Genomic DNA, 12,883 nt, shown 5'->3' with positions numbered 1-12,883 from the left:
GGCTCAGTCCTTCGTGGAAGAGGAAGAAGAAGGTGCCAGGCGGCGTGCACCGGCCATGCCGACGGCGACGATGGAACCGTCGGCGGCAGTGGTGGCGGCAGTCAGTGGCAGGCCATCGGAGACCGGCAAGGGATGCGCGGCAAAGTCGCTGAGGCTGCTGCGCAGCAGCATCCCGGCCTGGTTGGCCAGCAACACTTGATCACCGGCGACGCGGATGCCGTTGAGCGAAGCAGGAATCGGGTTGGCCAACGCCTGGAAACTGGCACCGCCGTCATCGGAGGCAAACAACGAACCGCGCAACCCGCCGACCAGCAGCCGCCCGTTGGGCAGCACGCTGGCAGCGAAGTAGCTCCCGTCATAAGGGCCTTGCAAAGCCTCGAAATGAGCACCGGCATCGCGCGAACGCAGCAGCAGGCCCTGTTCGCCGGCGACATACACGTCAGCGCCCTGACGTGCCAAGGCATACAGGTGCAGGCCGCGGCGGTTGGGCAACAGGCCCATGCCGGACTGCCAGCTGCGCCCGCCGTCGGCCGTGATCATGGCCAGGCCGTAGGCGCCCACGACCAGGCCGTGCTGCGCATCGGCAAAGCTCAGCGCCAGCAACGGCTTGTCGGCACCGTCGGCCAGCAGCCGTTGTGCCGCGGCCAAACGGCGCTCATCAGCAGATGCCTCGGCTGCCTGCAACTCCAGCGCAGCGGCGCGCTTGCCGTCGAGCTGCAAAGTCCAGTGCTCGCCGCCATCCTCGCTGCGCAGCACTACGCCGGCGTGGCCAACCGCCCAGCCGTTGCGCTCGTCGACGAACTGCACCGCGGTCAGGCTGACACTCACCGGCACGGTCTTGGCCTGGCGCCAGGCCTTGCCGTTGTCATCCGAGAGCAGCACCACGCCACGCTCGCCCACCGACACCAGGCGCGTGCCGGCACGGGCCACATCCTGCAACACCGCTCGCAAGGCCTGGGGGCCCTGCACTGCGGGCTGCGAGAGCACATCCACGCTACCGCCGGCGTAGGCCGGAGGCAGCGCGCAACAGGCGGCCAGCAGCCAGCCATGGAGCATCTTGTTCATCGCACGCAACCTTTTGTTCTTGTAGTCGATACAGCCCAGGTGCAATGCGCCTGCTCAGCGCACGCCCTCACCCGCCATGGCATCGGCGGTGAATACCGAGTCCTTGTAGGGCGGCACGATGCGGTACTGCTCCTGCTTGCCGGCAAACAGGTCGCCGGCAAACCACGCGCCGGAGAGCAGGTCATAGAAGCCGTTGGTCAGGGTCACCACGCCAGGCAGGTCAGGCAGTACTACCGGCGAGGTCCAGACCACTTTGGCCAACTGGTTGCGTGCGTCGTATCGCTCACCCAGCACCGCCGCCCAGGTGTCTTCATCGAGGTAGTAGGTGCTCTTGGGCATCACGTGACGCTGGCCCTCCTTGAGCGTCGCCTCCACCACCCACACCCGATGCAGTTCCCAGCGGATGGCTTGTGGCTTGAGGTGATGCGGGTCGAGCAGCGCTTCGGCGTTGGCGGCGGTAAACACCTTGTTGGCGTTGTAGGGGATGTACATCTCTTTCTTGCCCACCAGCTTCCAGTCGAAGCGGTCCAGGCGGCCGTTGAACACGTACAGTTCGTCGAAACTCATCACCCCCGCTGTAGCTGGGGTCGGCGTGTCGCAGCAGGCATTGGGCAGGCGGCGCACGCGGCGCTGACCAGGCAGGTAGGTCCACACCGCCGCTTTATCGGCATTGAGGTTTTCAAGGCCGGTGATGGCCTCCCCCGCCCGCAACGGCGGCCCATCGTTGGTCATGCGGATGGACCAGAACACACCTTTGTCACCACTGCCCCCAGGCAGATACCAGGGCATCTGCAAATCGGCGCGCGAATCGTTGGTCAGCACGTGCTTGCCGTCGGCGGTGGTCAGGTACTGGTTGAAGCTGGCGTGCCACGAGGCCCCGCGCCAGCGCAGCAGGTGGTTCCACATGGCTTCTACGCCATTGCCCGGGATCGGGAACGGAATGCCCCCGGAGGCGCCTTCGGGCATGGCGCCGGCAGGGCCGTCCACCAACTTGCCGCTGGTGGCGTTGGCAAAGGTTGCGTCATACACCGATTGCGGTGCGGCAGCGCTGCGGTGGGTCGGGTAGACGTCCAACCGGTAGCTGTCGGGGTACTTCTTCAGCATCGCCTGGATGCCTGGGGTCAGCTTGTCAGCGTACTGCGTCATGTTCTGCGCAGTGATGGTCAGCAGCGGCTTGTCAGCGGCGAACGGGTCGCCACGCTTGCCGCCGTCCTTGTAAGCGGCGTCGACCTGGGTGTAACCGCCGGTCCAGGCGGGGATACTGCCGTCGGCATTGCCGGCACGCTCGCCGCCCAATGGGGTCAGTGTGGTATTGAGCGTTGCCGCCTGCTCGGGGGACACCGCGGCAAAAGCGCCGTGGGCGAGCAGCAGCGAGGCACTCAGGGCAGTGAACAGGGAAACGACTTTATTGTTGTGTTTCATCGGGTAGTCCTCGGTCAGAAGGTACGGCTGACGGTGAAGGCGATGAAGTCGCGGTCTTTGAGCGACTGTTCGAAGGTGTAGTTGTTGTCGGCATCGAGGAAGGTGTTTTCCGGGCCGTAGTAATGCGTGTAGGTCAGGCCAAGGCTCCAGGTATTGAGATAGTTGCCCTTCAGGCCGATGTTCAGGTCGCCGCCATGGTCGGTACCAAAGCCGGTACCCAAGGCCATCGAGGCACCGTTGGTGTAGCTCGCCCCGATCGGCACCGAGAGGTCCAGGCCTGGGTAGATCTGCCGGTACATCGGCTCGAAGACCAGACGCAGGCTGGTGGCGTTCCGGTCGGCGTTGGGGTCGACGGCGTCGGCGTTCTTGCTCACACTCATCACCCGGTTCCAGGCAATCTCGCCCAGGAAAGTCGACTCGGCGGCCATGAAGTTAGGCTCTAGGCTCGCCAGCCAGGAGACGTTGGCATGCAGCGTGCGGCCGGTGGCGTAGATCGGGTTGTCGTCGTTGTCGATCACCTCGCCCGTCGCCAGCGCATGCTGGTTGGTCGAGGCCAGTGGCTGGTTCCAACGGGTGGAAAGCTCGCCAGCGACGTTGAAGTTGCCCAGGGTGGTGGAAAAACTGGCGCCCAGTGCCTCGATGCCCTCGGGGTACACCCAGTAGAACTCGCCGGCCTTGCCACTGATCGGGTCGAGGTTGGCGAAGTCGGGGCGTACGTTGAGCTGCGGTGACTTGTCGTGGAAGCGAATGGCATAGAGCCCCCAGTCCACGGTCTCGGTGCGCCAACGCAACTGCACACCGCCCTGCCCCGAGTCCTTGGCTTCCTTGTCGTTGCCATGGTAGAAGGCCAGCGGCTGGCCACCAGGGAACACCGGCGCGCCAACGAACATGCGCTCTGCGCCGTCCCCAAAGAAGTCGTCGTTGGAGAAATAGCTACCGGCTGCCGGCAGGCGGTTGGCCTCCCACTCGAACTGGTAGTAGGCGCCCAGGGAAACATCCGGCGTCAGCTGCAACTGCCCGGAAATCTGCTGCACCGGGCGGATCAGCTCCTTGAACTGGGTGTTGGGCACCGACAGGCCCTTGACCACATCCACCGGCGCCATGCCCCCGGCGATGCCGTTCATGCCGTAGAACAGGCTCTCGCCCCACTGCATGGCGTAACGGCCCAGGCGGCCAGACACCGGCAGCTCACCGATCTCGGCCTTGCCAAAGATGAACGCATCGAGCAGCTCGCCCTTGCGCCCGTGCAAGGTGCGGGTGTCATCGGTGAACTCGTCGAAATCTACCGAATAGCTGTTGGCGCGGCTGGGGTCGCCATTGTCGGTACCCTGGTTGTAGACATCGTCATACCAGGCCGCGCCACTGACCCGGGCGCCGACGTTGCCGTAGGTCACATCCAGCTCTGACAGCAGGTCCAAGCGGTTGGAAATCAGGCCTTTGTCGAAGTTGCGGTCACCATCATCCAGGTTCAGTGCCGTCTGCCCCTCGGTGAGTTTGCTGCTGGCATCCTGGGTGCGCCAGGCGGCGCTGTACTTCAGGGTATTGTCCCAGCGTACCCTCAGGTCCGGGTTGCCAGTATCGAATTGCAGCGCCTGGGCCTGGCTGGCCGCCAGTGCGAAAATCGCCAGGCTGATGGGTTTGAGCGGCGGCAACGGCCGGGCCGTTGCACCTTTACGAGTCAACATCGTGGTTTCCTCTTTCTTGTTCTTGTGTCGGTGTTGGCATGCGTCGCGGCGCGCCAGCAAGGCAGGGTGCGCCGGGCACAGGTATCAGATCGGCCGGGCCGTGACCTCCAGCATCTGCTTGACCAGGCCGATGCGGTCAAAGGACGGGTCACGCTGGACCTCTTTCTCGCCCGCCAGCAGCGACATGTCGCTGATGAACTTGCAGCGCTCGAAACGGCGGCCCATGAAGCACTGCAATTGCTCGTCCAGGCTGCCGCCGGCGGTCAGCGCTTCGGCCAGCACCACGGCATCTTCGATGGCCATGCCCGCACCCTGCCCCAGGTGCGGTGTGGTGGCATGGGCCGCATCGCCAATCAGCAGCACGCGGCCGCGGTACCAGGGCTCGTCGACGAACACCGCCTCCAGTGGCTTGTAGACGACCTCTGCGCTGTCACGGATCTGTTCGCGCAGCTCACCGATCAACCCGCCAAAACCCGCCAGGCGCTGACGCAGGCCAGCGGCAAGCCCGGCCGGGTCCATCCACGGGTTGCCCGGTTCGTGGGAGGTGGTGAACAGGTACATCAAGTTGTCGGCCAGCGGCACCAGCCCAGCATTACCCGAGGGGCCCTGGTAGTTGGCCAGGTGGTCGATACCGGCTGCGCGCGGGAAGTTGTGGCGCCACACCGACTGGCCGGTGAATTGCGGCTGGTAGGCATCACCAAACAGCAATCCACGGATCTTCGAGTACAGGCCATCGGCGCCGACCACCAACGCATAGCGCCCTTGGCGGCGATCGCTGAACAGCACGTCCACGCCAGTGGCATCTTGCTCGAAGCTCTCCACAGAGGTACCCAGGCGCACCTGGGTACCGAGTTCGATGGCGGTTTCGCTCAGCACCTTGTGCAAGGCACGGCGGGAGATGCCGACGTTGGCCGGGTACTGCGGGCCGGCCAGGCGCTGCCCCGGAATACGCGCCAGCTGGTGGCCTTCAGTGGTATAGATGGCCACGTCCTCGAAGGCGTACGCCGCGTTCAGGTAGGCATCGAGCACCCCCAGGCGGTGCATCTCGCGCACCACGTTGCTCTGCTGGATGATGCCGACGCCATAGACGGTCCACTCGGTCTTGAGTTCGACCAGGTCGACCGCTATTCCCTTGCGGCGCAACGCGATGGCGGCGCACAGCCCGCCAATCCCGCCGCCCACGATCAGTACGTTGCTCACAGTATTCATGGCATCCCTCACGTCTTGTTCTTGTTGTTCGCCGCAGCGTGGGCGGCGGGCATTTCCTGTGCCTTGGGCACAGCTTCCCGGCAGCGCCGGGCTTTGACCAATCGAGTCCTGGGATGCGACCTATCACGCGGCGCGATACCTCAGGGGTGCAACTGTTCCAGCGGCACTACCAGCCAACCGTCCACCTCGCGGTGATCAAGCGCCTGCAGCGCATCGCCACGGCAAGGGCCGTGAACGCAGGTGCCATCGTCAGGCCGAAAGCGTGCGCCATGGGCGTAGCAGACCACCCACTGGCCATCGGCACTGAGGAAGCGGTCCTTGCGGTACTCCAGCGGTACCAGCAGGTGCGGACACAGGTTGCGGTAAACACGCACAACGCCGCGGTGCCGGAGGGCGAACAGGCTGTCTGCCCCCCTGCCATGCGGGTCGAAGCCGCGTGCCTTGCCGTCGCCCAGTTCCGCGAGCGGGCACAGCGCCACGCAAGGCACTGCTCAGGACTGCTTTGGCGGTGGGCCACCGGGCGCCCACTTCTCCCGCGAAGCGAAAAGGAACAGCTGCGAGTTGTCGGCCGACATCGGTGCCTGGCGCGCCGCCCACTCATCGTCATGCTTGTCCATGTCGGCGTCGTACTCGATGTGGCAGCCCAGCGGGCTGTTGAAATACCAGAACCAATTCGAGCCCAGCAGGTGACGGCCCGGACCCCAGAAACTGGTCCAGCCCTTTTGCTGGAAGCGATTGCCGGCCAGCAGCACTTCCGTGCCGCTGCCCATATGGAAGGTGAAATGCTCGCAGCCCTGCATGTGTGGCGGCGTCTGGATCATGAACAGGCAGTGGTGATCGTCCATGCCAGCGGAGCGCATGAACGGGCCGACGCCGATGAAGCTGTCAGTGGTGACGAAGCCCAGGCGGTCGCGATAGAAGGCTTCGCCTTTGGCCGCATCGGGCACGAAGTACACCACATGAGACAAGGTGCGCGGCTGCGCTGGCATGTCCAGCGTGATGCCCAACTGGTTGAGTGGGCGCTGCGGCGCGCTACCGGGAGCGTTGGTGAGGTCGGCCGGCGCCTGGAAGCTGCGTCTGCAGGAGACCTGGAAGGCGATGGCAAAGCCCAGGTCGTCGACACTGTGCAGCACACCCTGCTCGTCACGGCGCACCTCGCGGTCGCGCCCCAGCTCGTCGGCGATGGCCTCTAGGTCCTGCGTCGCTGCCACGCCGTAAACGGTTTCACGCAGCGATGGGGTCGGGCCCAGCGCCGGCGGCAGGTGGGGGTCATCGGCGTGACGGATGATGATTGCAGTGCCGTCGAGTGCTTCGAAACGGCCACCGTCGGCATCCAGTTGTACGGCTGTGAGGCCGTAGTCACGCAGGCAATCGGCGCAGGCCTGGATATCGTCGACGCCGAATACCAGTGCGTCGAGTCCAAGAATGTTCATGGCTACCACTCCATTGAAATTGTTGTTCGGTGCCAGCCAGGGTCACCGGTAGCAGGTCGGCGCGGCGGGCAGGCCGCTCGACTGGAGGGCAGATTGCTGGCTGATCGGCCAGGCTGACCAATCGCGAGTCAGGATGCGAGGCATCGGTAATCGTGATACCTGTGCGCAAGCCCATGGCGCCTGGCGCTGGCTCGGCTGGACAGCGGATTGGCCTTGACGTATCGGCAATGCGGCGGGAAGGTATCGCGAAAATAACTACAATAACCGTGAGCTATCACCATGCGCTTTCACCACCTGGATCTGAACCTGCTGGTCGCCCTGGATGTCCTGCTCGAGGAGCAGAACATCACCCGTGCAGCTGAACGCCTGCACATGACGCAATCGGCCACCAGCGGGGTGCTGGGCCGCTTGAGAACGTTTTTCGAGGACGAACTGCTGGTGCAGGTCGGCCGCAAGATGCAGCCCACACCCTATGCACTGGAGCTGGCCCAGCCGGTGCGCGAGGTGCTGCTGACCATCCGCTCCTCGATTACCGCCAAGCCGGTGTTCGACCCCTCGAGCAGCAAACGGCACCTGCGCCTGGTGACCTCGGACTACCTGATCAGCGTGCTGTTTGCCCAGGTCATCCAGAAAATCCACCTTCAGGCGCCGCACATCACCTTCGAAATGATCAGCCCCGGTGACAACAGCGCCGAGCTTTTGATGCGCGGCGAAGTCGACATGATGATCGTGCCCGAGCGTTACCTCATCGATGGCCACCCGTCGCAGTTGTTGTTCGAGGAAGACCACGTGTGCGTGGTCTGGCGCGACAATCCGCAGGTCGGCGAGAGCCTGACGCTGGAGCAGTACATGCAGATGGGGCATATCTCGGTGGGCTTTGGCCGTAACCGGCACCTGAGCATCGAGGACTGGTTCATGAACCAGTACGGCTTCAACCGCCGCCTGGAAGTGATTACCAACGACTTCAACACCCTGCCGCAGCTGCTGGTAGGCACCCCCCGCGTGGCCACCATGCACCGACGCCTGGCGCAGCTGTATGCCCGCTACCTGCCCCTGCGCATCCTGCCGCCACCGGTGAAGATCCCGGTGATGCGCGAATTCATGCTCTGGCACCGCAGCATGGAGGGCGACCCCATGCACCGCTGGTTGCGTGAACGCATCAGCGACTTCATTCAGCATGTCGACCAGCAACCCGACGCCCTGCTCGCCAGCGCCTGACCGGCAGCCATCGCCCCGGCCGGCGCAACGTCGCCGGGGCATCGCGTTTGGCGATACCTCGCATCCCTGTTCACGATTGGCCCCACCTCGCCGTGTCTGCGTACCTTGCCTTCGGACAGCGCCTTGCGTACCTGTCGCAATTGTCAGGCGCCGGACTCAACGACCGCAGAAGGACAACAACAATGTTCCGTTACTTCCCCACCAACTATGTCTGGAATCTCTCGGTGGACCTGGCCATCGAAATGGGCGCCCGCCTGGGCGAGATCGAAGCGATGTGCGCGCCGCTGCAGGAGGCGGCCCTGCAACCCGACGCAGCCGGCACCCAGGCGTTTCGCGAAACCTGGTCGAAGATGGCCGACAAGCTCTGCGCCCTGGCTGAAGAAGACGAGGCCGCAGGCCGATGCCTGTCCGCTGGCGAAAAATACAACCGCGCCGCCACTTACTACCTGACCTGCGAACGCCTGCAGGCGCATGGTGCGCCAGGGCGCGAGGCCTTGTACCAGCGTTTTCTCGAGACCTTCGCCCGCGGCATCGACCTGTCCAGGGAAAACTGCGAGCGGGTGGAAATCCCCTACGAAGGCCAGCACCTGAGCGGGCTGCTCGTGCGCGCCGAAGGCACGACCGGCCCGGCACCACTGCTGGTGCAGGTCAACGGGCTGGATTCGACCAAAGAGATGAAGTACCGCGTCGGTCTGCCAGCGTGGCTGGCCAAACGTGGCGTGTCCTCGCTGATCATCGACCAACCCGGCACGGGCGAGGCGTTGCGCCTGCAAGGCCTGACCGCGCGTTACGACAGCGAGCATTGGGCTAGCCGCGTAGTGGACTGGCTGGAAACCCGCCCGGAAGTCGACCCCAAGCGCATCGGTATGGAAGGGGTATCGCTGGGGGGTTACTACTGCCCACGTGCGGTGGCCTTCGAACCGCGCTTCGCCTGCGGCGTGGTGTGGGGCGCCAACCACGACTGGCGGGATGTACAGAAGCGTCGCCTGGAGAAGGAAGGCGACTTCCCGGTGCCGCATTACTGGGCGCACGTATGCTGGGTCTGGGGCGCCAAGGACATGGATGAATTCATGACCATTGCCGAAAACGTGCACCTTGATGGCGTGCTCGACCGCATTCGCGTCCCCTTCCTGGTGACCCACGGCGAAAAGGACTCGCAGATCCCGCTCAAGTGGGCCCATCGCACCTACGAGCAGCTGGTCAACAGCCCCAAGCGCGAATTGAAGGTCTTCACTGAGCGCGAAGGCGGCGTGCAGCATTCAAGCTTCGACAACAGCATCAATGCCGGCCAGTTCATCGCCGACTGGGTTGCCGAAACGCTCGGCGGGCATACCGCCTGAACCCTTGCTGGTGAAGGTGCCGGGGCAGCCTGTATGGCGACTGCCCCGGTGCCTGTCAGCGGTTCATGCCGTCATCAGGCCGGTGCCCGCGTACCGTGGAATGATGCGATCCGCCACCCCTTCTCCCGTTTGACCCAAAGCTGCGTGGCGAAACCTTCGGCGCGCACCGGTTCACCGCCGCCGCGTTTTTGCAGCAGGTTGCATTGCACCCCGCTCATCAGCGCCAGCCCGTCGGCAAACACCCGCACCGTCAGCTCACCGCGATCCACGGCCAGGTAGCGCACGGCATTGCGGGCATAATCCAGGTACTGTCCTTTGTCCTGCACCAGCCCCGTGGTGTGGACATAAAGCAAATCATCGTCGAACAGCACCTCGAGCTGCTCATGGTCCTCGTGGACCAAGGCGCGCTGGCGTTCGGCTTCAAGGCTCAGCAACTCATCACGAATAGCCTTCATGGTACTTCCTTCAGGATTGATTGACCGGCACATCCTCACCTCACCCCCAGCGCAAGGAACAATCGTGGATATCCATGCCTGCCATCGACACTGACGATACCTGGCCATTGCCCCCTGCCGGCCCGGGCAACCCGGCAGCCACAGGGGTTGCGGCAGGTATCGATGCCGTCGATGGGTGGCCAACGACAGGATCTGATGGTGCCTGCCGCCGCAGGCACATAGCCTGCCGGAAACAACAAGACGAGTAGAACCCGACCATGAGCGCCCTGCACCTTCACTGCGCCACCCTGTTCGATGGCGCCAGCCTTCAGGCACGCCAGCAACAGACGCTGATCATCGAAAACGGCCTGATACGCCATGTTGGCGCGACGGCCCAGGCGCCACGCCCATTGCCCGGTGACCGCGAAGCGCGCGGCGACTTCGTCATGCCGGGGTTGGTAGACGTGCACACCCACCTGGCGTTCGGCAACGCCCAGAGCGAGGAAGACATCGACATCTGGACCAGCGACGAATTCCGCGCCTTGCGCGGCATGTTCTTTGCCCAGCACGTGCTGGCTGCCGGGGTGACCTCGATGGTCTGCCCGGGTGACAGCGGCCAGCTCAGCATCGCCGTGCGCAACACAGTCAACGCCGGGCTCTTCGAAGGCCCGCGCATCGCGGCAAGCAGCCGCGTGATCACCAACCGGCAAAGCCTCAACGACTGGTTTCCCAGCCGCGTCGGCGCACCGGAATACTTCACCGCTGCGCTGGTCACCAGCCGTACCGAAGCCATCGCGCAGATCCGCAAACAGGCCAAGGATGGCGTCGACCTGATCAAGATCGCCATGGACGGCACGCACCGCCGCCCCAACGGTGAAATCATCGCCGCCTTCACAGCCGATGAAACCCGCGAAATGGTCGACGAAGCGCACCGCCTCGGCTGCCGGGTAGCCACGCATGCCTACGGCCGCGAAGCCGTGATGTACGCGGCCAAGGCAGGCGTCGATCTGGTCTTTCATGCCTTCTACATGGACGACGCCTGCATCGAAGCACTTCTGGAAGCAGGCAGCGTGCTGGCGCCCACCATGACCTTCCCGCAGAACACCGTAGATTTCTGCCAGCCCCACGACCCGGCGGTGACCACCGGCTACGCCGGCTACTGTGCCCGCACGCTGGAACTGGGCACGCCGGTGCTCAAGCGCGCCAAGGCTGCCGGAATTCCTTTCGCCTGCGGCAGCGACAGCGGTTTTGCCGTTACCCCTTACGGCGAGTGGCATGCGCGTGAACTGGAGTTGCTGGTCACGCGCCTGGGCTTCACCCCGGCACAAGCGCTGCACGCTGCGACCAATGTCGGCGCACGCCTGATGCCACGCGGTGAAACGCTCGGCACCCTGGAGCCAGGCAAACAGGCCGACCTGTTGATCCTCGACGGCTCGCCGCTTGACGACATCCGCATCCTGCAAGACCGCAACCGCCTGCAGGCGGTGTACAAGGCAGGCCAGCCAGTACGCCTGCAACGCACGCCCTACAACCCTAAACAGGTGTCGGACTTCAACTCCCTGAAATGGACCGAACTCTACACCCGCGACCGTGTAGCCGAACTTGGCAAATGGAGCCAGTGACCATGCAGGCACTCGATTTCGAAACCGCCGCGCGGCTTGCCGCGTCTACGCTGCGACACGCACGGGCCTTGGGCGTGCGGCCTTTGGCAGCCGCCGTGCTCGATGCTGCAGGCCACCCGCTGGCGCTGTTGCGCGATGAGCAGGCCAGCGCCTTGCGCCCGCAGATCGCCACCGCAAAAGCCAGCGGCTGCCTGGGTATGGGCTTCGGTGGCCGGGAGCTGGCAAGGCGCGCTCAGGTGATGCCAGCATTCTTCGACGCGATCAACAGCCTGACCCAAGGCCACGTGATCCCGGTACCCGGCGGTGTTCTGCTGCGCGACACCGAGGGGCGCCTGCTCGGGGCAATCGGCGTCAGCGGTGACACCTCGGACAACGATGAGCGTTGCGCCTTGCTGGCCATCGAAGAGTTCGGCCTTGTCGGTGACACGGGCGACCTTCAGGCGTGATCTACCCCCGCCGCCTGCTCGGTCAGCACCTGTCGCAGCCAGCTCAGGGCCGGGTCGGATGCTTGTTGCGGGTGCCATTGCACCACTTGAACAGCCACCGGGAAGGCGATGGGCGATGGCAGTACCCGTAGCTGATGATGACGTGCCAGCCCTTGGGCCTGGCGCCGAAACAACGTAGCGATGCGCGGCGTACCGGCGACGAAGTCGCCCATCAGCGCGAAACTCTGCACCGCCACGGCCACACGCCGCTCGATGCCGATTTCGCGCAGGTGCTGGGTGTCGAGCGAGAGGTTCTGGCCATCGGTGAACTCGCGCACGACATGCGCGGCTGCACAGAACTCAGCCAGGCCAAGGCCCGCCTGGTAAGCCGCTTCATGCGCGCAAACAACGCAGCACAGCTCATCCTCGAGCAACACTGAGTGGGGGTAGCGCGGGTTGATGCGCCGCTGGGGCACGACCACCAGGTCGCTGCGGCGATAGTCCAGTGCCTCGGCAACCACGTCACCATCACGCGACAGCGGCAGGTCGCGAACCGTCAGCGATATGCCGGGCGCCAGGCGCGCCAGCACACGGCTGAGCGCAGGTATGACAGTGGCCGCCACATAGTCCGACGCCACCAAGGTAAAGCACCGCTCACAGCGGCCGGGATCGAAGTCCAGGGACGTCTGCACCACCTCCCCGACCAGGCTTAGCGCCTTTCGCACTCTGGGTGCCAGCTGCCGCGCCAAGGCACTGGGCTCAAGGCCGCGCCCGAGCGGGATCAGCAGGGGGTCCTGAAAATGTTCGCGCAAACGCCCCAGCGCAGCGCTGGTGGCAGACTGGCCAAGGTTAAGGCGCTGCGCCGCCCGGCTGACGCTGCACTCCTCGAGCAGCACATCCAGGGCGACCAGCAGGTTGAGATCAAGACGTCGATAGCGCATGGGCAACTTATACCCGACAGCGGTGCAGTCACGATGCGGTTTTCGCACTACCAGGTATCGCCCTGCGCGATACATCGGGCTGCATCGCA

General features: G+C 64.6%; 12 protein-coding genes. 4 read left to right on the top strand and 8 right to left on the bottom strand.

The window, feature by feature from the left end; genetic code table 11:
• Positions 1-3: 3 nt before the first annotated feature.
• The 6 genes from ACW4TB_RS03525 to ACW4TB_RS03500 form a co-directional block, all read right to left on the bottom strand.
• A complete protein-coding gene (locus tag ACW4TB_RS03525) occupies positions 4-1,065 on the bottom strand; it encodes a WD40/YVTN/BNR-like repeat-containing protein (protein ID WP_251962364.1) in 1,062 nt (353 codons plus the stop codon).
• Positions 1,066-1,119: 54 nt separating this feature from the next.
• Complete coding sequence (locus tag ACW4TB_RS03520) at positions 1,120-2,487, bottom strand: DUF1329 domain-containing protein (RefSeq protein ID WP_254467628.1); 1,368 nt, start codon at positions 2,485-2,487, stop codon at positions 1,120-1,122.
• Between the two features lie 14 nt (positions 2,488-2,501).
• Positions 2,502-4,172, bottom strand: coding sequence for a DUF1302 domain-containing protein (locus ACW4TB_RS03515; protein ID WP_254467627.1), 1,671 nt, complete (start codon positions 4,170-4,172; stop codon positions 2,502-2,504).
• Between the two features lie 84 nt (positions 4,173-4,256).
• A complete protein-coding gene (locus ACW4TB_RS03510) occupies positions 4,257-5,381 on the bottom strand; it encodes an FAD-dependent oxidoreductase (RefSeq protein WP_254467626.1) in 1,125 nt (374 codons plus the stop codon).
• A gap of 140 nt (positions 5,382-5,521) precedes the next feature.
• Complete coding sequence (locus ACW4TB_RS03505; protein ID WP_438826661.1) at positions 5,522-5,860, bottom strand: Rieske 2Fe-2S domain-containing protein; 339 nt, start codon at positions 5,858-5,860, stop codon at positions 5,522-5,524.
• 12 nt (positions 5,861-5,872) lie between these two features.
• A complete protein-coding gene (locus ACW4TB_RS03500; RefSeq protein WP_279931965.1) occupies positions 5,873-6,814 on the bottom strand; it encodes a VOC family protein in 942 nt (313 codons plus the stop codon).
• Positions 6,815-7,093: 279 nt separating this feature from the next.
• Between ACW4TB_RS03500 and ACW4TB_RS03495 the strand changes: the two genes are divergently transcribed.
• On the top strand, positions 7,094-8,032 hold the full coding sequence (locus tag ACW4TB_RS03495; RefSeq protein ID WP_046785551.1) for a LysR family transcriptional regulator: 939 nt from the start codon (positions 7,094-7,096) through the stop codon (positions 8,030-8,032).
• Between the two features lie 182 nt (positions 8,033-8,214).
• The gene (locus tag ACW4TB_RS03490) at positions 8,215-9,372 is read left to right on the top strand and encodes an alpha/beta hydrolase family protein (RefSeq protein ID WP_161871384.1); all 1,158 of its coding nucleotides are present in this window, start codon (positions 8,215-8,217) and stop codon (positions 9,370-9,372) included.
• Between the two features lie 74 nt (positions 9,373-9,446).
• Here the strand turns inward: ACW4TB_RS03490 and ACW4TB_RS03485 are convergent, their stop codons facing one another.
• Positions 9,447-9,827, bottom strand: coding sequence for a nuclear transport factor 2 family protein (locus ACW4TB_RS03485; RefSeq protein ID WP_115275131.1), 381 nt, complete (start codon positions 9,825-9,827; stop codon positions 9,447-9,449).
• A gap of 257 nt (positions 9,828-10,084) precedes the next feature.
• Between ACW4TB_RS03485 and ACW4TB_RS03480 the strand changes: the two genes are divergently transcribed.
• Entirely contained in the window at positions 10,085-11,428 is a 1,344-nt protein-coding gene (locus ACW4TB_RS03480) for a metal-dependent hydrolase family protein (protein WP_174141427.1), read from the top strand.
• A gap of 2 nt (positions 11,429-11,430) precedes the next feature.
• Positions 11,431-11,874 (top strand): GlcG/HbpS family heme-binding protein, encoded by a 444-nt coding sequence (locus ACW4TB_RS03475; protein ID WP_251962361.1) that lies wholly within the window; start codon positions 11,431-11,433, stop codon positions 11,872-11,874.
• Here the strand turns inward: ACW4TB_RS03475 and ACW4TB_RS03470 are convergent.
• Positions 11,865-12,794 (bottom strand): LysR family transcriptional regulator, encoded by a 930-nt coding sequence (locus ACW4TB_RS03470; protein WP_254467622.1) that lies wholly within the window; start codon positions 12,792-12,794, stop codon positions 11,865-11,867. The two genes, ACW4TB_RS03475 and ACW4TB_RS03470, sit on opposite strands and share 10 nt — an antisense overlap.
• Between the last annotated feature and the right edge of the window lie 89 nt (positions 12,795-12,883).

Source organism: Lelliottia jeotgali (assembly GCF_977070485.1).
Note: the sequence above shows the minus strand (reverse complement) of the source record. Positions and strands in the feature narration are given on the sequence as shown.

Excerpts from the sequence above, each read along its gene's own strand:
- ACW4TB_RS03500 (WP_279931965.1), bottom strand. The coding sequence starts at position 6,814 with ATGAACATTCTTGGACTCGACGCACTGGTATTCGGCGTCGACGATATC.
- ACW4TB_RS03515 (WP_254467627.1), bottom strand. The coding sequence starts at position 4,172 with ATGTTGACTCGTAAAGGTGCAACGGCCCGGCCGTTGCCGCCGCTCAAA.
- ACW4TB_RS03470 (WP_254467622.1), bottom strand. The coding sequence starts at position 12,794 with ATGCGCTATCGACGTCTTGATCTCAACCTGCTGGTCGCCCTGGATGTG.
- ACW4TB_RS03510 (WP_254467626.1), bottom strand. The coding sequence starts at position 5,381 with ATGAATACTGTGAGCAACGTACTGATCGTGGGCGGCGGGATTGGCGGG.
- ACW4TB_RS03520 (WP_254467628.1), bottom strand. The coding sequence starts at position 2,487 with ATGAAACACAACAATAAAGTCGTTTCCCTGTTCACTGCCCTGAGTGCC.
- ACW4TB_RS03485 (WP_115275131.1), bottom strand. The coding sequence starts at position 9,827 with ATGAAGGCTATTCGTGATGAGTTGCTGAGCCTTGAAGCCGAACGCCAG.
- ACW4TB_RS03495 (WP_046785551.1), top strand. The coding sequence starts at position 7,094 with ATGCGCTTTCACCACCTGGATCTGAACCTGCTGGTCGCCCTGGATGTC.
- ACW4TB_RS03525 (WP_251962364.1), bottom strand. The coding sequence starts at position 1,065 with ATGAACAAGATGCTCCATGGCTGGCTGCTGGCCGCCTGTTGCGCGCTG.
- ACW4TB_RS03480 (WP_174141427.1), top strand. The coding sequence starts at position 10,085 with ATGAGCGCCCTGCACCTTCACTGCGCCACCCTGTTCGATGGCGCCAGC.
- ACW4TB_RS03490 (WP_161871384.1), top strand. The coding sequence starts at position 8,215 with ATGTTCCGTTACTTCCCCACCAACTATGTCTGGAATCTCTCGGTGGAC.
- ACW4TB_RS03475 (WP_251962361.1), top strand. The coding sequence starts at position 11,431 with ATGCAGGCACTCGATTTCGAAACCGCCGCGCGGCTTGCCGCGTCTACG.